The organism is Treponema sp. UBA3813 (assembly GCA_002368605.1).
Lineage (GTDB): Bacteria > Spirochaetota > Spirochaetia > Treponematales > Treponemataceae > Treponema_D.
The window spans coordinates 26,583-47,067 of record DFEB01000050.1 but is presented as its reverse complement, the minus strand read 5'-3'; the positions used below and the strand labels follow the sequence as shown (position 1 = coordinate 47,067).

The 20,485-nt window shown below is 42.1% G+C and carries 17 protein-coding genes and 1 pseudogene; 4 read left to right on the top strand and 14 right to left on the bottom strand.

Annotated elements, in window-relative coordinates; all coding sequences use genetic code 11:
* Window positions 1-1,719: a phosphoenolpyruvate--protein phosphotransferase gene (gene ptsP / locus B2089_RS08370; protein WP_296324568.1), complete on the bottom strand. Its 1,719-nt coding sequence runs from the start codon at window positions 1,717-1,719 to the stop codon at window positions 1-3.
* Between the two features lie 144 nt (window positions 1,720-1,863).
* On the opposite strand from ptsP, the gene B2089_RS08365 reads away from it, so the two are divergent.
* Entirely contained in the window at window positions 1,864-5,388 is a 3,525-nt protein-coding gene (locus B2089_RS08365) for a beta strand repeat-containing protein (RefSeq protein ID WP_296324565.1), read from the top strand.
* Here B2089_RS08365 and B2089_RS08360 read toward each other — a convergent pair.
* Entirely contained in the window at window positions 5,385-7,298 is a 1,914-nt protein-coding gene (locus tag B2089_RS08360; protein WP_296324561.1) for an AMP-dependent synthetase/ligase, read from the bottom strand. The genes B2089_RS08365 and B2089_RS08360 overlap by 4 nt on opposite strands.
* Window positions 7,299-7,433: 135 nt before the next feature.
* Here B2089_RS08360 and B2089_RS08355 point away from each other — a divergent pair, with 135 nt between their 5' ends.
* The 3 genes from B2089_RS08355 to B2089_RS08345 are packed head-to-tail and all read left to right on the top strand — an operon-like array spanning window position 7,434 to window position 10,816.
* A complete protein-coding gene (locus B2089_RS08355; RefSeq protein WP_296324558.1) occupies window positions 7,434-8,600 on the top strand; it encodes a GGDEF domain-containing protein in 1,167 nt (388 codons plus the stop codon).
* Window positions 8,601-8,602: 2 nt separating this feature from the next.
* Entirely contained in the window at window positions 8,603-9,529 is a 927-nt protein-coding gene (locus B2089_RS08350) for an HD-GYP domain-containing protein (RefSeq protein ID WP_296324553.1), read from the top strand.
* A 21-nt stretch (window positions 9,530-9,550) separates the two neighbouring features.
* Entirely contained in the window at window positions 9,551-10,816 is a 1,266-nt protein-coding gene (locus B2089_RS08345) for an extracellular solute-binding protein (protein WP_296324550.1), read from the top strand.
* An 86-nt stretch (window positions 10,817-10,902) separates the two neighbouring features.
* On the opposite strand, the gene B2089_RS08340 is transcribed toward B2089_RS08345, so the two are convergent.
* The 12 genes and pseudogenes from B2089_RS08340 to B2089_RS08285 all read right to left on the bottom strand — a co-directional run.
* Window positions 10,903-12,021, bottom strand: a complete 1,119-nt coding sequence (locus tag B2089_RS08340; protein WP_296686761.1) for a WG repeat-containing protein — start codon at window positions 12,019-12,021, stop codon at window positions 10,903-10,905.
* 156 nt (window positions 12,022-12,177) lie between these two features.
* Complete coding sequence (locus tag B2089_RS08335; protein WP_296324544.1) at window positions 12,178-12,690, bottom strand: hypothetical protein; 513 nt, start codon at window positions 12,688-12,690, stop codon at window positions 12,178-12,180.
* 43 nt (window positions 12,691-12,733) lie between these two features.
* The gene (locus B2089_RS08330) at window positions 12,734-12,940 is read right to left on the bottom strand and encodes a hypothetical protein (RefSeq protein WP_296324540.1); all 207 of its coding nucleotides are present in this window, start codon (window positions 12,938-12,940) and stop codon (window positions 12,734-12,736) included.
* A 311-nt stretch (window positions 12,941-13,251) separates the two neighbouring features.
* Window positions 13,252-14,037, bottom strand: a complete 786-nt coding sequence (locus tag B2089_RS08325; RefSeq protein WP_296324535.1) for an SH3 domain-containing protein — start codon at window positions 14,035-14,037, stop codon at window positions 13,252-13,254.
* A 660-nt stretch (window positions 14,038-14,697) separates the two neighbouring features.
* Window positions 14,698-15,330: a hypothetical protein gene (locus tag B2089_RS08320; RefSeq protein ID WP_296324532.1), complete on the bottom strand. Its 633-nt coding sequence runs from the start codon at window positions 15,328-15,330 to the stop codon at window positions 14,698-14,700.
* Window positions 15,331-15,348: 18 nt separating this feature from the next.
* Window positions 15,349-15,537 carry a hypothetical protein gene (locus tag B2089_RS08315; protein WP_296324529.1) on the bottom strand — a complete coding sequence of 63 codons (189 nt, stop codon included), beginning with the start codon at window positions 15,535-15,537 and terminating at the stop codon, window positions 15,349-15,351.
* A gap of 99 nt (window positions 15,538-15,636) precedes the next feature.
* Window positions 15,637-16,371 carry a tetratricopeptide repeat protein gene (locus tag B2089_RS08310; RefSeq protein WP_296324527.1) on the bottom strand — a complete coding sequence of 245 codons (735 nt, stop codon included), beginning with the start codon at window positions 16,369-16,371 and terminating at the stop codon, window positions 15,637-15,639.
* Between the two features lie 67 nt (window positions 16,372-16,438).
* The gene (locus B2089_RS08305) at window positions 16,439-17,449 is read right to left on the bottom strand and encodes a hypothetical protein (protein ID WP_296324523.1); all 1,011 of its coding nucleotides are present in this window, start codon (window positions 17,447-17,449) and stop codon (window positions 16,439-16,441) included.
* A 40-nt stretch (window positions 17,450-17,489) separates the two neighbouring features.
* Entirely contained in the window at window positions 17,490-17,681 is a 192-nt protein-coding gene (locus B2089_RS08300) for a hypothetical protein (RefSeq protein WP_296324520.1), read from the bottom strand.
* Between the two features lie 60 nt (window positions 17,682-17,741).
* Window positions 17,742-18,662, bottom strand: a complete 921-nt coding sequence (locus B2089_RS08295; RefSeq protein WP_296324517.1) for a helix-turn-helix domain-containing protein — start codon at window positions 18,660-18,662, stop codon at window positions 17,742-17,744.
* A 93-nt stretch (window positions 18,663-18,755) separates the two neighbouring features.
* Window positions 18,756-19,790, bottom strand: coding sequence for an ATP-binding protein (locus B2089_RS08290; RefSeq protein WP_296324513.1), 1,035 nt, complete (start codon window positions 19,788-19,790; stop codon window positions 18,756-18,758).
* Between the two features lie 284 nt (window positions 19,791-20,074).
* Window positions 20,075-20,485, bottom strand: a pseudogene (locus tag B2089_RS08285) (NADP-specific glutamate dehydrogenase); the annotation flags it as partial.

The following is a 20,485-nucleotide window of genomic DNA, read 5'->3' as shown; positions in this document are numbered from 1 at the left end:
TTATAAACTATTTAGTCTTTTTGAGGAAATGGCTTTAAGCTCATCTATGCTCATTTTTGACAAAAGTTCTTTGACGCTGGTGATTAATTTGGGGCTCATACTGAGAGTGCGCACGCCCATTCCCGCCAGAACCATGACGCTTTCGGGGCGGCTGGCCATTTCGCCACATACTGAGACAGGAATTCCTTCGGCTTCGGCGGCTTTAATCGTTTTGTGGAGCAAACGCAAAACCGCGAGATGGAATTCATCGTAAAGAGGAGCAACAAGCGCATTTTCTCGGTCTACACCGATTGTATATTGGGTAAGGTCGTTTGTTCCGATTGAGAAAAAGTCACTGACTTTTGCAAGACAATCTGAAATCATTGCGGCGGCGGCAGTCTCAATCATAACGCCGATGGGAACATTTTCGTCAAAGGGGATGTTCTCGGATTTTAACTCGTCACGGACTTTTTCGGCAAAAGCAAGCACCTCCTCAACCTGCTCAACGCTTGTAACAAGAGGAATCATGATTTTGAGATTGCCGAAAACGCTGGCCCTGTAGAGAGCGCGAAGCTGGGTACGCAAAAGAGAGGGATTTGCCAAAGTGAGACGGATTGCCCGCAAGCCCATAAGAGGATTTTTTTCTTCGCTTGAAGAATGTTGCACATCGAGAGAAGAAATTATTTTGTCTCCGCCGGCATCAAGAGTTCGGATGGTAACAGGCTTTCCACGCATGGTCTCAAGAACTCGTTTGTAAGCGTTGAATTGATTTTCTTCGCTGAAAGCCGCAACTTTTGAGTGAACAGCTCCCATCGCGTGATTTGCCTCGCTCATAAAAAGGAATTCTGTTCGGAACAAGCCGATTCCGTCAGCACCTTCCTCCATTGCAACGCGGGCTTCGTCTACCGTGCCGATATTTGCCATGAGCTGGAAAGATTCTCCATCTGCACTTTTTGCAGGCTTGTCGCGGAAAACCTTGAGTTTGTCGGCATGTTCCTTTGCCTTTGTGATTTTGTTCTGATAATAAGAAAGAGCAACTCCATCAGGAGACTCTATTACTTCGCCCGAAGTGCCGTCTACAATGACAAGTGCATCTGTTTTGATTTCATCAAGAATGTTTTCGATGTCAAAAACGGCTGGAATTCCGTAGTTGCGTGCCAAAATTCCCACATGAGATGAAACACCGCCGTCAGTGAGGGCAATTCCGGCAATCCGTCGCTTAGAGAGAATTACCGTATCACTTGGAGCCATTGATTTTGCTATGATAACCGCATCATCTGGAACCTGCTCAATATCAAATGGATGAAAATCAAGCAGGTCATTAAGGACTCGGCCAAAGATGTCACAGATATCTTCTGCACGCTCCGAAAGATAGGCGTTTCCGCTGGAACGAAGGCGGTCTGCATAGTCTTCAGTTTTTTGATTCAGTATGTACTCAATAGAATGATTTGACGCTTCAAAAGATTTTCTTACATCGCCCAAAAATTCCGGGTCATTAAGCATGAGAAAATAAGTTTCAAAAATCTCTGACTGAACTTTATCACCCTTTACGGCGTCAAGCTGAGAAGCAATCTGCCCGGTGACTTTTGCAAGGGAACGCTCAAAACGCTCAAGCTGCTTCGGCTTATCTTCGGCTTTGATTTTTTTTGAGGAAATTACGCGTTTTTCTGACTCTGGAACGACAAAAGCCTTGCCTATTCCGATACCATTAGAAGCCGAAAGCCCCAGCAGAACATTCATAAATCGATTGTATGACTATTTCAAGAGATTGTCAAATGCCGACCTGATTTTGAACTTTTCAGAAGAAACAAAAAGCATACAAAAAAAAGAAAAAAACTGTCTTTTTTTAAAATTTTGGGTTATAATTTATTGTACTATTTAATTATGCGAAGGAATTTTTTTTTCTTTTCATTCATTATTCTCATTTCGCTTGCCGCGTCTTTCGTATTTTTCTCTTGTTCTCAAATTGAGGATGCGCTCGGCATAAGTTCGCCGTCTTTAAATGTCAAAATCACACCTCCCCAGGAAGAATCCGAAGATTACGGCTATCTCATAAGTGACATCGCGACTTGCAGACTTGATTTTTACCGTGACAGCGGCAAATTTTATTCTTGCTATGGCGGAAGAAATTCAACAATCTCTCAAAATGTAAGCAAAGGCTCATATTCAATTTATGCCTACGGCTACGACAGCATGGGAACATATATCGCAAAAGGGCGGGCGAATGCTTCTGTTTCAAGTGGCGAGGAAAATGTTAAGATTCAACTTGAATGGGATGCGGCCGAAAAAGAAGATGGCGAATATGTAACTGTAAAGTTTAATACAAACGGCGGGCTTCCCATTGCCTCGTTAAAAGTCCTAAAAGGCTCAACCATCACCGTTCCTGCGACACCGGCAAAACTTGGCTATGTTTTCGATGGCTGGTACTCAAAAAGTGATTTTACTGAAACATTTAATTTTTCGACACCCATAACATACAACAGAACAATTTTCGCAAACTGGACAGGTGACGGAGTTGTTACGGTTCTCTATGCCTCCTCAACTGGAAATGATGAAACGGGCACAGGCTCGGAAGAAGCTCCATTCGCAACGCTACAAAAAGCAATCGACACGATTCAAGAAATCAATATTTCCTCAAGTGATTATACGATTTATATTTCCGGAACAATCACAGGGCTTTCAAACATTCCGTCAAACCTTGCGGCAAACATGCTCTCAATCGAAGGCAAAAACAACGCGACTTCAGACATTTTGGACGGAAATGCAAGCGGAACGGTTCTTACGATAAACACAGAGAAAAATATAACCCTCAAGAATCTTACTATTCAAAACGGGACTTGCGGTCTTTATTTAAACGGGGCTGGAATTCCTAATACAACAGTGACTCTTTCCAACTGCAATATAAAAGACAACAACTCCAGTTCAGACGGTGGCGGAATACGGATTGTTTCTTGCGGTAGTTTTTCAATGCAAGGCGGAAGCATAAGCGGAAACACATCAAGCGGCCGAGGCGGAGGAATCAGCATTTCTGGAATGCCTATTGGTGTTTTCATTTATGACGGAACTGTAATTTCTGGGAACACGGCGGCGACTTACGGCGGTGGAATTGACTACACGGTAAGCGGCGGCGGAACACTTATGATTTCAGATTGTGAAATCAGCTCGAACACAGCCACGGCAAATTCTGGCGGCGGAATCTATGCAGACATAGGCGGTGACGGCACGGTCATAACTTCAAATCTCACTTTAAAAAATAATCATGCCAATTCTGGCTCTGGCGGTGGAATTTACGCTACGGACAGTTTGAATTCTTTCAGAATGAAAAATGGAAGCATTTCAAATAATAGCGCAAAAAATGGTGGCGGAGTTGCCGTAAATACAAAATCTAGCGCGACCCCGTTGCTTTATGGAGTGGAAATAAAAGATAACACGGCGTCAGAAAATGGCGGTGGAATTCAAGTAACAACAGGTAAATATCTCACGGTAGAAGACTGCTCTATCTCCGAGAACACTGCGACAACTTACGGTGGTGGAATTTACGCGCCAGGAAAACTTACCGTTACAGGCAGCACAATCACAAGCAACAGCGCGAACAAAGGTGGTGGAATTTACAGTGACAGTTCAACTGCGCATTTGTCGATTAACAGCGGAATAATCACGACTAATACGGCAAGTTCAGATGGTGGCGGCATTTTCAGCGGCGGAAATCTTACAATAACAGGTGGAACAATCAGCTCAAACACAGCGGGTTTGAACGGTGGCGGCGTATTCAACTCAGGAACATTCATTATGACCGGAGGAGAAATCGTCTCAAATAAAACCCAAGAACAGAGTGGCGCGGGTATTTTCAACACAGACGGTGCAAGCCTTGAAATAAGCAACACCGCAAAAATAAGCAGCAACACTTCCAAACAAAGCGGTGGCGGAGTCTTCTCAATGGGAAGTTTCACCATGAAAGGCGGCGAAATTTCCTCAAACAATACGGGAAGCGGTCACAATGGCGGCGGCGTGTGTGTCTACAACAACCAAGGCAATACCGCGACATTTACAATGAGCGACGGTAAAATCACGGCCAACACATCCACTACCGGAAAAGGAATTGCCGTATTGGCTAATGGAGAATTTACAATCAGCGGAAGCGCAATCATCACAAGCGACAATGATGTATATCTTAAAAACGACACCTACATTAATATCGGAGGAAATCTCGTCGAATCAACGGCGGCAACGATTACACCCCAAACATACAGCAAAGACAGGCAGATTCTCACAGAAGAAAGTGAAGGTCTAATTGCTACGAACTACGATAAGTTTGCCTTGTCAAACACTTCAACTTACATAATAAATTTGCTTGGTAAACTTTCGTCAATCATCACCGAAAACGGAAAAAAATATACCGAATATGGCATTGACACATCAACTGACTTAATAAAAGTCATGGATGCGCTGAATTCCTATGACATCAACTCAGAAAATGTTTACATAAACCTTGCTTCGGATTTGACTCTTGATTCTGCATATACGCCATACGGTTATAATCCAGAGACAGGCAAAGAAACTTCTAATCTGGAATTTAAAGGCATTTTCGACGGTTGCGGTCACACAATCACGAGCGGTCAGGTAAATTCAGAAATTTTCAACATGATTTGTCATACAAACGCTGGAATCATACAGAATGTAAAACTCCAGATTGCTCCTGGTGTAGCAATCAGCGCAACAGAAGGAAATAATACAGGAGAATATATAGATTTTGCCGGTATATGCTATGAGAACTCAGGATTAATCAGAAACTGCTGGGTTGATTTGGGAACTGTCACCGTAACTCTCTGGACAAAAACCGGCGGAATTTCTGGCGGAAATGCTGGCATCATCGAAAATTGCGTAAACACTACGAATTTAATTTGTACATATAATCAAAGCAACTGGGCGGGTATATGGGGAATCGCAGGCGGAATCTGCGGCATAAATGATGGCACTGTTAAAAACTGCGTAAACTACGGCACAATAACCCTGCCGACAAAATATTCAGGCAGCACTTATGTAAACGGAGTTCCTGGAGCGATAGTCGGAATTCAGAGGAATGGCACTACTTCAACACAGAATTCTTATTGGCGAGAAAACTGCGTGTATTCAAACGCAGAACAGACAAGCACAACAAACGATATGGTCTACAATTCAAGCCTTTCTAACATCAGAAATGGAACATTCTCAGGAAACGGATATTTTGCAAGCAATACAAACGGTGCTCTTACGGCGGGAACTGCCAGTACAAGCGGCACAGAACAAACTTTAATCTACGGAACAGACTTGCTTTCAGCCACAAACAGCTATGTTTCGGCAAGCTCTGACTCCGCAGATTTAATGACATGGGTAAACAACGGCTCTTATGCGGCCGTCCTTGATTTTTAGGCTTTGAATAATTTTTTAATCTCGCCAGAGTAAATCTCGTTGATTCTGAAGCGCATGATTTCCTGCTTTGCGGAAAGCTCAACGCCCACCTCAAAGGGCTTTTCAAGCAAAGCGATTTTGTTGATTCGCTCGTACATTTTAAAGCCGTTCTTTGAGTTGACTCTGGTTGCAACTTCGGTTTCAATGAGATGAAGCACTTCCGCGCTTTTTACCATATCAGAATATTTTTTGTAAGGAAGATTTGACTCCTTGCAGAAGGCCTCGACCTCAGCCTGTTCAGGAACAACAAGGGCAGCCAGATAACGCTGGTCTTGTCCCAAAACAACAGCCGTCTGGATAAAGCGGGATTCCTGCATCTTCATTTCGATTGGAAGAGGCTCAATGTTCTCGCCGCCAGTCTGAACGATTGTATCTTTAGTGCGGCCCCGTAAGACGATTTCGTTGTTCGCCGTAAGACGAGCCAAATCCCCTGTGTCGAACCAGCCGTTATCATCTATTGCTTTTGCCGTGAGTTCAGGCTGCTTGTAGTAGCCCTTCATGACAGTGCCGCCCTTTACTTCGAGGACACCTTTTTTACCCCGCTTGAGAGGTTTTCTTGTAATCGGGTCAACGACGCGGGCAGAAAGTCCCCGCACTGCAGAACCGACATTTCCCAAAACCGGGCGGTCAATCGGCCTGACGGAGATAATCGGAGCCGTTTCGGTAAGGCCGTAGCCTTCAACGAGTTTGATTCCGATTGCCCAGAAGAATTTATCAACGGCAGGAGGCAATGCGCCACCGCCAGCAACACCCGCACGGAAGCCCGTACCCAGCATTTTTCGGATTTTGCGGAAAATAATCGCCCCGCCCAAAAGCTTGATGGGATAACAGAAGAGCCAGGGAAGGACAAAGGCGGGCCACTGAAGCCAGCGCTTATCCATGCCATAGCGTGTGGTTCGGTCAAAAAGAACTCGGTCAAGTTTTGAATGGAAGAGGGCGATTGCCACGAAGAAATTGAAGAGACGGAGGACTAATCCGCCGGTTTTTCGCATGTTGCGGTAAATGCCGTCGTATACAGCCTCGAAAACCCTGGGAACGGCAGGCAAAACCTGAGGATTAAGGGTTTTAAGGTCTGCGAGGAGAATGGGGCCAACAGGCTTTGAATAACAGATTGTAGCCGCCTGATTAATAACTACATATTCAACCGCACGCTGGAAAGCATGCCAGACCGGGAGAACCATAAGTCCCCGGTCGCCTGGGTGAAGGTAAATGCGCTCACAAACCTCGTCAAGTTGAGTGATGAAATTTCCGTGAGAGAGCATAACGCCCTTAGGCTTACCGGTTGTGCCAGATGTGAAGATAATCGTTGCCAAATCATCCCACTTGCCCTTGTCCATTTCTTCATCGACTTTACCGGGATTCGCCTCGTTGTATTTTTTACCGTCCTCGACAATCTGCTCAAAGGAATAAAGCGTGATTCCTGCCGTTTTGGTTGATTCAAGGTCTTTGTCGCTAGGCTTTTCAAAGACAATCATCTCACTTACGAGGGGCAATTTTTCTTTGATTCCAAGAATTTTCTCAATCTGGCTGGAATTTTCCACGATTACACGCTTGCACTCTGCGAAAGAAAGAATATACTCCAAATCGCCGATTGTAGCGTCACAGCCACGGGGAACATCAATCGCCCCCAGCATCATCAGGCCCATGTCGGCCTGCTCCCACTCTTTGCGGTTATCAGAGATAAGACCAATATGCTCCTCGCGAACTACTCCATGAGCCAAGAGGCCACCTGCAAAGGCAACTGCTGTTTCATACGCTTCTTTATAAGTGGTCGGCTCAAAATGCCCATCCTTAAAGCGGCTCATCTGAAAAGCAATCTCTGGATATTCTGAAGCTCTCTTTCTAAACAGGCGCGGAAGTGTGGTTTCCATAAAATCTCCAAGTCAAAAGTGAATGATTCTTCTATTATAATTCTCTTTTTTGGAAAAATCTATAATAAAAACTTTGATTGTTTTGTTATTATGACTTATAATTATTTTAAGAAAATATTGTCAGGAATGTGCCTAATGACCTATCGAAGCTTTAATTTTTACGGTTACTCACGGGAGTCCTACAAAGAATGTTCTGAATTAATCCGCTCAACAAACCGTAAGCACATTACAATCCTTACCACTTGGTTTATTTTAATCAATCTCCTTTATCTGTCATTCTCTTACTTGAATCTTTTTGGTGTTAATGAAGAGAAAATCCCTTTTTATGGCAGCTATGTAATCATCAGTACCATTTTTGAAATATGGCTTCTCTTCTTCCCTCGTTCAGTCATACGCCACAATTACCTGGCTGTGTTTGCGAGCATTCTTATCCTACTTTCTTATGGAATAGCCGCATCTATTGCCCAACCCTACATGCCGGCAACAATGTTCCTCGTTCTTTTGGTACTCACATCCCTTTCTTTCATCGGAAACATGTACACGATGATTTTCCTTACGATTTTAAATGTCACTGCCTTCTTAGTCACATCATATTCTTTCAAAACTTTTTCTATCGCCTATCACGACACATACAATGTTGCAGTCATCAGCACTCTTGCCATCGCGCTTCACTACACTTTCCAGCGAACACGAGTCGCACAGTTCATCTTGTATCAAAAAGATTTGCAGGTTCAACGAGAGCTTGAAATCAAGTCAAGTTTTGATGCACTCACAGGTCTATTAAATCGAGGCAAGCTTTTCTCAATCGCAGAGCAAATCCTTCATCAAAAACACGAAAATTATCTCGCCCTCTGTCTCTTGGATCTGGACGGATTCAAGCAAATCAACGACAACTTAGGTCATCAAATGGGCGACAAAGTTATCCAAACAGTGGGGAAAACAATCATCGCAAGCCTCGATCTCAACGAAGATGACAGAGAAAAAATCTCTTCATGGGATTTAAAAGTTCCTCACAGTCTGGCAGGGCGACTTGGAGGAGACGAATTCATCATCTTTATACGAGGCATGAAATCCCGAACGGAAGTAACAGACTTAATGCAAAAAATACTCAATTCCCTAAACGCCGTAAAATTTGACGGCATAAACGGAATTCACGCTTCTTTTGGCGTTACGGAAATCTGTCCCAGTGACATGGACATAGATAATGCCTACAAGCGGGCAGATGAAGCCCTCTATGAATCAAAACGGGCCGGTAAAAATCAAATTCACTTCAGCACGGAATCAATTCCAGGAGACGCATAATTATGGATTCAATCGCATTTTCAGAATATATGCTTATCGTTGGCATCATCATTATGATTGCGAATATGCTCGCAACTTTTTTCCTGCTTTTATACCGTCCCAATGCCTTATACCTGAGCGGAAAAGTAAAAATCCTCTCAAACATTTTCCTCATCATAGTCGAAATCTCATTCATCGCTGTTTCTGTCTTCTTTCTTAATTACGAACAGACGGCGGCCATATACGCCTTCCCATTACTGTGCATCGCCATCACCTTTTACATAATGCTTGCATGGGGCTTTATTCAAATGAAGGGAATCAGCGCACTTTCTATGGAAATTCTTGAGCGGCTGGTCGGAGTCATTGAGGCTGGAGACGAAAACCTCGACGGCCATTCTCTCCATGTACAGAACCTTACGATGCTCATCTACGATTACCTTCCATTGTCAGAACGCATAAAACTCAATCCCATGAACCTGCAATACGCATCGCTTCTTCTTGACATCGGCAAACTGGGAATTCCACGGAGCATCATTAACAAAAAGGGAAAGTTGCTTCCCGAAGAGCGGGAGTTGATTCAAAAGCATCCCGAAATCTGCATGGAAATTCTCAGCTCAATCCCCTCACTCAAAACGATTACATTCTGGATTAAATATCACCACGAAAGGGTCGATGGAACAGGCTATTATCATCTCAAAGGAGAAGAAATTCCTCTCGCCTCACGAATTCTCGCCATCGCCGACACATATTCTGCAATCACTATGGATCGCTCATACAGGCCTTCCCTTCCTTACGAAAATGCGATTTCAGAATTACGACTTGTCGCCGGTAAACAACTTGACGGTGAACTTGTAGAATTATTCTGTTCCATTCCAAAATCAAAAATCACCGTTTGTATGAATGATGTCCGCAACCGAATGAAAAAATATCAGTCAGGAACTTTCCGCTGATTTTAAAGCAGGATTTTGTCTATGCTGAAACCATCAATCCATAAGGCACTCGCTTTTATAAGCACAATTCTCATTATTACGCTCCTAAGCTCTTGCTTTGAAAAACACGAAAAGCACAAAACGAGCGAAACTCCAAGGAAAATTCTCAAACTTGCCTTGCGCTCAGGCATTTATTCAGATGTCATAAAGGAATCTACCCTTGAATTTGAAGAAAAAACAAATATCAGATGCGACATCGTAGAACTCAGTGAAAGCGAACTTTACAACAGGATAATCGACAACACCAGCTATCCTGAAGGTCAGTATGATTTATGCATGATTGACAGTTCATGGATGGCCGAATACATCTCTCAAGGGGTTCTCACAAATCTTTCAAAACAGAATTTTACCCTTGATGATGACATTATTCCTGCAACAAAATCGATTTGCTTCCATAAAGGCGACATTTACCTCGCTCCCTATTACGGCAATGTTACGGTTCTTTTGTACAACAAACTCATGATAAAAGAAGCAGGGTTTACGGAAGATAAAATAAATTCCCTTGAAGACATTCTCCAAATCTGCAAATTTCAGAAAAAGCGTCACAACCTCGGATTCATGTACCGCGGAGACACTCCTAACAATGTGGTCGTAGATTTTTTGCCGATTCTGCTATCACGAGGCACATGGGTCGTAGACAAGGACAACAAGCCAACAGTGAACACTTATGAATTTGCACAAGCCCTCTCATTGTACAAAACTTTAATAAAAACAGGGCGTTCTGCAAAAAAAGATGATTTAATCGCCGCGATAGCAAACAAATCCGCTGTAATGGGAATCGGCTGGCCAGGCTGGTACACACCGACCCGGAATTCTTCAATGGACTATATCGCACTTTCAGGTAAATATCGCACTGACGGAAAAGCAAACAATGCGAACATTTATGGAATTTGGGCAATCGGAATCCCATCAAACAGCGTCAACATCAAAGAAGCGACAGACTTGCTCACATTCCTTATGGACAAAGATGTGCAGAAAAGAACCGTCATACACGGCGGAGTTCCATGCCGTTACTCAAGCCTCAAAGACGAAGAAATTCTCCAAAGATTTCCACAGTATGAGGCAGTCTGCGAAGCGCTTGAAGGCGGTGTATACCGTCCTGTCATGCAAGAATGGACTCAATTTTACACGATTCTCGGCACGAAGATGAAACAAATTATTGAAGATGAAAAACCGGTTTTTGAGGGGTTGGATGAAGCCCAGCTGGAACTTGAGGAAATGCTTGAAAAATCACGGAAACAAAAATAAATTAGCCAGATTACTGTAAAAATAGTAAAAGAACATAAAGAAACACAATAAGTTTTTTCATTTTTCTCCTACTTCTTGCATGCTTGCTACTTTCCATTCATTATTGATTCCGCGGAATAGAAATTCCCCGCGCGGTCTATCACGCCGTCCGTGCCGTTCAGTTTTACGATGGCGTAATCGTTCATAAAATCAAATGCCTGCTCAAATATGCAGGGAATCGCAACCTTGCACTCATGGTCGATGTAGCCGTATTTTCTTGTGCCGTTTTCTTTTTTCACTACAAGCAAAAGACCGCTTTTGAATTCTTCGCCATCAACATGACTGGCGTATGCGGCATTGGCTTTTTGTACGCCGTCCGGCCAGTCGTATTTTTTCCCGCTTTTATCGTAAATCGCCCATTGGTTTTCAGCGGTTTCGACGACGGCTTTTCCCTCGCTGAACAGTCCTGCCACGAGCGGCGGTTTTGTTCTTCCCGGTTCCAGCCAATAATGAACAAACAGCGGACATTCAAAAACAAAATCTCCGTTTTCATCGATGAATCCCGTTCTGCCGTCTTCCATTTTGACAGCGCATAATCCTTCGGAATAAAATCCAGCCGAAGCATGTATATCCGAACAGATGACCTCCCCCTTTGCATTGATGACTTGAAAATTATCTTTGTTATTTTTATCGACATAGACCAACGCCCGATTTTTTCTGAACGGGTACACTTCCATATAATACGGCCATTCATTCTCAGGTATGACAGCCGGTGTCTCAAAATCTTTTTTGTAATACCCATGGTCAAAAGCGTAGCAGCCGCAGTCATCATTGTTCGCCAAAAAACGAGGGAAACCATACCGTCGCTTTGTTTTCATGGTTTTATTTTTCTGTACGTTCACAATACGCTCAGTGCCAACTTCAAAATATTTTTTGGACACAGGCGTAACGAATGTGTTTCCCTGATAGAGTATCTTTTTCTTGTCCGAAAATACCGTATAATTTTCATTCCCATCAGTTTCTTGAGATATACAAACATAATACGAGTTATTGTAGCGTATCTCATCATATTCGGGCGGTATGATTATCTCGCGCTTTTCGTTTATCACTCCGCGCTTTCCGTTGTATTGGAAAAAAAACACTCGTTCATCAGCACGAGATGACGAACAGCCTATGAGCGTTATGTAAAAAATTATGCTTACATTTTTTAAGAGAGATTTTTGCATTTTGTTTTTCCTATTTTATCAAAACCCGTTTCCGCAAGACCGAAAGAATCGGAATTTTTCCGTGTCTTCCGCAGACGGCAAATCGCTTTCGCGCCCCCTACAATCATAACACGACTGTCAAACGCCCCTTATGGTACTGTCATATTTTCCACCCCTTTAATTGCAAAAGAAAACATCGGGTGATAATTGCATGATGCTTCTGTCTCCCAAGCCCCAAAAATTCTCCGTTTCAGAAAGAAAATCATCAACTAAATCCGTTGAAGCGGAGTTTGACACCTTAGAAACATAAGTGAACCTGAATTTCTCACCGTCTTTTGTTATCACAAGAACTTTATACCGCAAACCACGCATTTTCGCATTGGTGATTTTTTGAATGTAAATCTGCGCGATGTCGGATTTTGTGATTTCGGCAATCCGCGCTCCTTTAGCAAATTTTAGGGTCTGGTAATCCACTCTTGAAACTTTCGCCTGTTCCCGAAAATGGAAAGTTCCGTAGACGAAAATCCAAAGGAGGTAGAAAAAGGTGATTATTCCGAACGACACAATTTCGTCCTTCACGAAAACCCAGCCGCTCAATTTCAGTCGGACTAGAAAAACGGCGCACGCGAGAAAGTAGAGACAATAGCTGTAGCGGTTCAATAGATAATGTGATGAAAGATTGTTTTTCATGATTTATCCCCGTTAGTTTATTAAGTTATAACCTGTACCAAAGTCATTTATACCAATGCGATACTATATATACGGAAGTGCAAATCAAAATCACAAGCCCGCCGATTCCCTGAATCAGCATTTTTACAGACTTCTGCTTCATGTGCCTGATTGGGTCTTTTGCTTTCCCGATTCCGACCAGAATTGCCCGTATTGACACAATCAGCAGGCAAATTCCGAAGAAAAGAAGAATAAGTATTTCTCGATTCATTTCCCCCCCCCTTTATAAATGGAATAGCATGAAAATCAATAGTCCAGTTACCGCGATGAAGGCAAGCGAGAAAATCACGAGTCCGATAATCCCCATCACCAACGCGCGTTTTGACTTCTGCGCTATATTCCGAATCGGGTCTTTTGCATTCCCGACTCCGACTAGAATCATGCGTATCGAGCACAACATGAAATATAGTATGCACAGTAACATTATAAGAAATCCTAGTGTTGTTTTTGAATTTCCGTTCATTTTGTTTTGAAGTTCTCCTATTCCCAATTTTTGTTTTTTATGCTCTCCTTTTTGCTTCTCTAATACCAACCCAAAGCAAAAATTGCCGTATTCTCCGGGGTATAATATTTAGGTCCGCCTCGCTCAACTGTGGCATAGCCGCCAAAAATCCATCCGTATTTTCCGTGCGCGTACTCAATTTTCAGCCAATAATCATTCATGCCGTCTATCGAATCTTTTTCCTCTGTCATCGCGACAACGGTGTAATTTTCCTGCGGATTTCTGCTTCCGCTGTCAAAATCATGAATCATGGAGATTTTTTTTCCGTCCAAACCTGGCTTTTCGCGGACATTCAGCCTTTCCCAAACCGCGACCGTCTGATTCATTCGCCTTACAATCCATTTTCTCCCCGAACTTTCGATTTTCTCAAGAACCTCAAACGAATTGTTTTTATACGGATTTGTACCTTCCGATTTGTGCAGCCAGCCGATTTCGCTCGATTTTTGTATTTTGTACCAGACTTCCTGCTGATAAATCTCCGTTTTTCCATTGGATTTTTTCAGTCTCGCGACGGTGCAAGTTTCCAAAACCTTTATATTGTCATTGTCTTTCAGCTTAAATATTTTTTTGCCGTTTTCATAACTGGTGAATACATTTCTGTCTGTTTCCTGCAGCAAGTCGCCCACCGTCACTTCAAGTTCCATCTTCCTTACGACAGTATGCGTGTTCCCGTCCGTTTTGTCCAAGAGAATCGTTCCGTTTCTGCCCATGTAATCAGGCTTGGAACTTTTCTCGCCAAAAATGCTCTGCCCATACAAAAGGCTCAGCGATAAACAAATCAAAAGGCAAAAGATATTTTTTTTCATTTTTTTTTAGGCTCCTGATACCTAGTCAACATACAATTATTTATTGGTAAAGTAAATCTCTCGTTCCACATTTATAATCTTTTTATAAACCAACAAATCTATAATGCCGCTCAACACGGTTTACTTTTTGAATATGTGCAAAAGAAAATCGGCGAGCAGCACAATCAGCACAAAAAGGCAGAATTTTAGTGATGTCTTTAGAATCGTTGCGCGAGGTTGCTTCTGATACCACCATACATCAATCTGAACAGCAGGATTCGCCTTTTTTATCGTGTCAAAGAATGCCCGCATTTTTTTTCGTTCATAAGGATAATACAGCATGTATTTTCGTATTCGGTCGTCACAGATTTGCACCCAGTAGCCGCCAGGATTTGACGAGCTATAAATCCTTATAATGTCCTCATATTTTATCTTTCTTTTAAACTGACCTGAAAAAAAACAAAAATACTCTTCATAATATTCTATTTTTGTTGTAAATCCCAAAAAAAGGACTATGCAAGGAATTATACCTAATTGAAGTTTTCTAAAAGTATTTGTATCACTCCAAGTAAATATTAGACCAGTTATAAAAAATAATGAAAGTGCCGAAAACTCAATTGCAAGAATTATCGGTCTGATTCTTTTCATTTTGCCTCTCCCCAGATTTCGAGCGTTTTCATACTACCTAATATATGCCCAAAACTCTTCAGCAAGTCGCTTTCTTATGTTTCCATCAAAATTATAGTTTTTGTATTTTGAAGTTTTTATGATGTTTCCGGAAACAAAATATAGTGCGTTGTCGCCCGAACTTGGTTTTGGCAATTCGGAGATTTTATTGTGGCATAAGTTAATGAATTTCAGATTTTTGCCGTGTTTCAATGTGGCACTGCAACTTGTTAAATCACAGTTCGTCATGGCAAAATATTCAAGATTTTCAAGATTCGCTAAATTCGGAAGTTTCGTTGCGTGAACAACGCCATCGAATGCAATGACCCGCAGTTTTTTGCATTTCGACAAAAAATCCAAATTTAAATTTTCTGTCATAATGGTATTCAATACCAAAACTTCAAGATTCTCACACTCAGCGATAAAAGAATAATCATGGATAAAGGCAGTCCCTTCCAAAATAATCTTGGTAATTTTAGGGCTGTTGCTTCCAAATTTTACTTCAGATACCTTGCTTCCGTATCCGAGATAGAAAGTACCTTCAGTTTCGACAACATCAAGAGAACCGTCGTCGTTTAAGATTGTTTTTTCGGCATATAAAGACAATGTAACTGCCAGCAAAAAATAGAATATTATTCCTTTTTTCATTTCTTATGCTCCTTTTTTTTAATTAATTTCCGTCAGAAAATATTTACCTACCGCACAAAGAAAAAGAACTATACTACTACCTATAAGTATTTTTCTTTTTCTTCTCAATTGTCCTTCACTTAATTTTTCTTTCCAATCTATTTTCTTTGCACAAATACCATATATAAGAAAAAGCACCCCCATGGATATTGCAAACCAATCTATCATGTCACTTTCCTCTATTTATCAAAACCTGTCTCCGCAAGACCAAAAGTAACTTGTTCAAGAAATAAATCCGTACTGGGTGGCAGACTTCCATATTTTTATTTATTTCTTTTTGCAGATTTGAATGTAGTTGAAAATTTCCTGCTTTTCGGAATCAGACTCTGCGAGTTCGAGGGCTTTTTCAAAATCGGCTAGGGCTTCTTTCTTTTGCTTTAGATACAGGTAAACGACACCGCGGCTTTTTAAATATTCAGACGAATCGCCGTCAAGTTGTATCGCTTTGCTAATATCCTTCAAAGCCTTATCATACTCACCCAGTTGTATATATACCCAGCCCCTGTTTTTATAGACAAGTGCGTATGTATCATTGCGTTTAATAAATTCCGTGAAGTCTGCTAAAGCCTCTTCATATTTCCCAAGTTTGCAATAAGCCTCACCCCTGCTATTGTAACACTCAATCTTTTGGGGGGCGAGCGAAAGTGCCCGTGTATCTTCAGCGATGGAATCGGAGTATCTGCCAGTGCGAAAATACACCGAGCCTCTGAGTTCTATACTAATCGGGTCGTTTGGATTTACTCCTAGCGCGGTCTCTATGTCTTTTAGGGCTTCAGCGTATCTTCCCAGTTTGATATAAATTCCACCTCGCGACAAATACAAATAGTAATAGTCAGGCTTCTCGGAAACAGGATATTTTGAAATAAGTTGCGAAGCGAAACCCAGAGATTTATCGAAATCTTTTTGGTTATAGGCATCTACCATCTTATCAAACAAGTGTCCATCTTCTTCCATAAGTTTAGGGCGAGTTATTCCTTGCACTTGCGAAAAAGAAGAAAACAAACAAAGCGAGTAGAGAAAAAATAGTAAGATGAATTTCTTTTTTAGAATCATGGGAAAATCCTTTTTATTAAAATTCAATAGTTGCTCCAACCGAGATATACGGAGATCCTGTGATATTATCGGTATTATATTCAGTTATTCCCTTCACACTCATACCAGGCACAGATACACTATATCCCGCCTTCGCATCCAACACTACGCTAGAGCCAGCAACTACAATATCTTTGCTATACTCAAAGAAAGCACCGCCCCATTCTCTTAAATCCGTCTTGTCTCCTTGCACACCAATCGACAAGCTCTCTCCAAATTGATAAGCGCACGATTTGTTATCAGCGTCTATTTTTATAGATTGAGGCAAACTTTCGATAAAATTCTGCTCTTTTCCCAAAGAAGAATCCAAATATGGATTTGGTGCAGTGAAATTACTCGCATTGTGATGAGTTTCATGAGGCAAAGTTTCCGCTTCTGTAGTGGTCTTTGCAGAATTTTCGCTTTCTTTCGTGGAATTTGCCGTTCCTTGTTCGGATTTTTCTTCCGCCGTGTTGTTTGCGGTGGAATTTGAGTTTGCAGAATTGCTTTCGTTTTCAAGAGAAGAATCGGAATTTTCTTCATCTTCTTTTGTCGTCAAATCGCCTTCTTTGTTTTCTGCTTCCTCGCTGTTGCCTTTTCCGTATGAGTCGCAATGCTCCTGCGCCCAGTCTATGTCGCCTTGCGTAATCGTCACTTGCGTTCCGTCGTCGCGGGTGAGAGTGTCGCCGACCTCGGCGTTCGCCACTGCTTCGACAGTGTTCTCTATTTCATGACCGCCGCTTTCCGACTCCGAGTTAGTTCCGCTCGAAGTGCTTTCGCTCGTTGGGTCGGCACTCGGCTCGCCCACGCCCTCTTCGCCAGTCGTGCTTTCGGTCGCAGTTTCTGCTCCTTCGTCCGAAGTCTCTTCGCTCTCGTTTCCTACCGCTTCGTCATCGCTGTCATCCGAGTCGTTTCCGCTCCCGCCGTTCACTTTGAGAAGTTCGTCGTAGGTAAGAATGTGCCAGCGGCTCAAATCTGGTTCTTCAAAGTTAAATTTTGCTTTTTTCATATTTATCCTCCTTATAAATTTTATGTGAAGCTATCGGCTTTTAACTACCTATCACATAGCCATCTTCATCTCCACCAAATCTTGCGGAATTCGCTTCGTTTTGAACAGATGACTCTGAATAAGTGTCGCCTTCATCTTCACTCGTTATCTGCGAACAAGACGCAAAAACAAATGAAAATGCCACAAAAAATGTAATGACCGTTGTTAGAATAAAGTGTTTTAATTTTTTCATGCCTAAAGCATATCACAGAAAAAAAAGTCAAACTTGTCGTTTTAGGAAAATTTCTAAAATTTATTTATGGCTAGGGGCAGTATAGGGAATAATTTTTTGCACATACTCGATACCTTTTTGTAATCGTTCTTTCTGCCCCTTCAGTTCCATGAGCGAAAAAGCTTGGTCTATGTACTTTATGCCTTCGTCTTTTCTCCCCAATTGAATGAGACTGTAGCCAATGTTAAACGCCATCACTTCAAGCACACTGAGTTTCCCCCGCCTAATGCAGAATTCCAAACCAGCTTTCGAAATCTCATATTCTTCTTCAAAGCGACCTGTGGCTTCCATCCAATTTGAGAGATTTGCAAGAACAATGGGATATTCTTTTTCCATTGAGGCATCATCGATTTTCCCCGATTCGTAATATTCTTTTAGGAAAAGCAAAATTTTCTCCGCCTCATCTTTTTTTCCAAGCCTATGCTCTTCAAGCGCAATGTTATTCAGAATGATAAGCTCAAACGAAGTAAAATATTTTTCTTTGGGCAATTTTTCCAAATCATATTCGGGGAATGTAATCTTCAAAGCTTGTATATAATAGGGCAGAATTTCTTCTGGGGCAGAATGTTTTAAATAGTTTTGGATTCCCGTCATCTGCAAATGGAACTGCTGCTCAAATTTATCCATTGGTTCGGGCAGATTCGCATATTCATTAAGCAATGCACTAATATCTTTTCCAAGCCCTGCCAAAATGTGGGTAATTTTCTGCTCCAACACGGCTCTTTGAAAGCGAACTTCCGTCACAGGAACATTATACAAGCCAATGGGAAGCCCCAGCCGTTCAAGGAGAGCTTCCATTACATTTGCCGAGGGATTCCGCTGACCGTTTTCGATTTTAGAAAGCGTTGCTATAGAGCAAATTCCGTCACAAAGAATTGCTTGAGAAATATCCTTTCGTTCGCGAGTACACTTTATTGCTTGACCGACACTGTATTGTGGCATAAAAATAGTATCTCACAGAATTTGAATAAAAAAAAGCGAAACTTATCGCAAAAACTACGGTCAATTTACCACAAAAACTACGATTTGCTTGCCCTATTCATAAACCGCCCGCACGAAATTCTCAAAAAGGGGGAGAGTGAATTTCAAAATGCCGCGTTCTTCGCCGTCTATCAAGCCTTTTTTTATCAAACGCTTTCGGTATGGGTTAAAACCGTTCGTGTCCAGCCCAAGTTGCTCCCTTATGGAAATAATCTTGTTGTCTTTTGCTCTCGCCATTCCATTTAAAACAAACTTGTCCTTTGGCGACAGCTCTGACCATAATTTTTCGTAGACGAATTCTTCAAGATATTGCTGGTAGTCATCAAGGACGGCTTCAAAATCACCGTTTTTGTTCCATGTCAGAAAACCGAGAACCTGAAAAGCGAACGGATAGCCTTTCGTGAGTTTTGCCATTCTCAAAGCGGCTTCTTCTTCGAGTTTGAAAATTGACTTGTATTTTGAAGCGATTGCCCGAATGTTAAGACCTTTCAGCTCGATTTTTGGCGTTCTGTATAAAAATGTCAGATTTTTTTCGTTTTGAAGTTCCTCGATATTCTCATAAAGCCCCGTCATCAAAAGGTACACTGGCAAATCCTGACGAATAAAAATCTGAAAGGAACTTGCAAAAATCCGCATATATTCGCTGTCGGTAACTTCATCGATGGAAATCAGAAGCCGTTTTTTCTTTTTTTTGAGGCTTTCAAGCATTTTCGTGATGGCAGTTTCCCTGTCCGTGATTTGCGCGCCCCCGCCGAGTTCAAGCCCGAAGCCCCAAAATGAAAGATTTATTTTCGCACTTTTGAAAATCTCCGAACATTGATTGTTGCTCACAAGTTTCGACATGAGGCTTTCAAGCAAATCAAGTTCCGGGTTCAGTTCAAGCACTATCCAGTCGCTTTCCTGCTTGAAGATTTTGCACACATCAGTCATTAAAACCGTTTTCCCAGAACCGCGAAGTCCTGTTATAAGGAACACCTGCTGATTTACCGTTTCCGATGAAAAATTCTCTACGATTTCTGAAATCTGAATAGGTCGAGCGATTGTCTCAAAAGGACTTTTGCCGAATGTCAGAGAAAAGGGATTTACCATACAGACCTCGCTTTTACTGAATTAAATTTCTTTTACTGTCTTTTACTGTTCTTTACTGATTGTAATATATTTTACTGTTTCGGTCAATTTTCCACAAAAAAAGCGGAACACGCCGAAAAGCAATGTTCCGCCTTTTATTATGAATTACGCATTACGCATTTCTTGGTTTATTAGACCAAACCTTGAGCCATGAGAGTCGCAAGCGACTCTCGCGCCGAAAAGTAAGATTTACTCTGCGCTCACGCGCAGGCGGCGTCATCGCTCGGTCAATTTTTTGGGTTCGATTAGACTAAACCTTGCGCCATCATCGCCCTTGCTACCTTCAAGAAGCCGTAGATGTTTGCGCCTGAAACGTAGTCGATTGTTGCGCTTGGAGCGTACTTTTTGGCTGTTTCGTAAGCGTTGTCGTGGATGTTTGTCATAATCTGCTTGAGTTTAGCGTCAACTTCCTCACGGCTCCATGAGAGGCGCTCTGAGTTCTGAGACATCTCAAGACCAGAAACTGCTACACCACCAGCGTTTGAAGCTTTTCCTGGAGCAAAGAGAACGCCCTTTGACTGGAGGAATGCGATTGCATCTGCACGAGTTGGCATGTTAGCGCCCTCTGCAACGAGTTTTACGCCGTTCTTAACGAGCTTTTCTGCGTCTTCCATGTAGATTTCGTCCTGAGTTGCACATGGGAATGCACAGTCAGC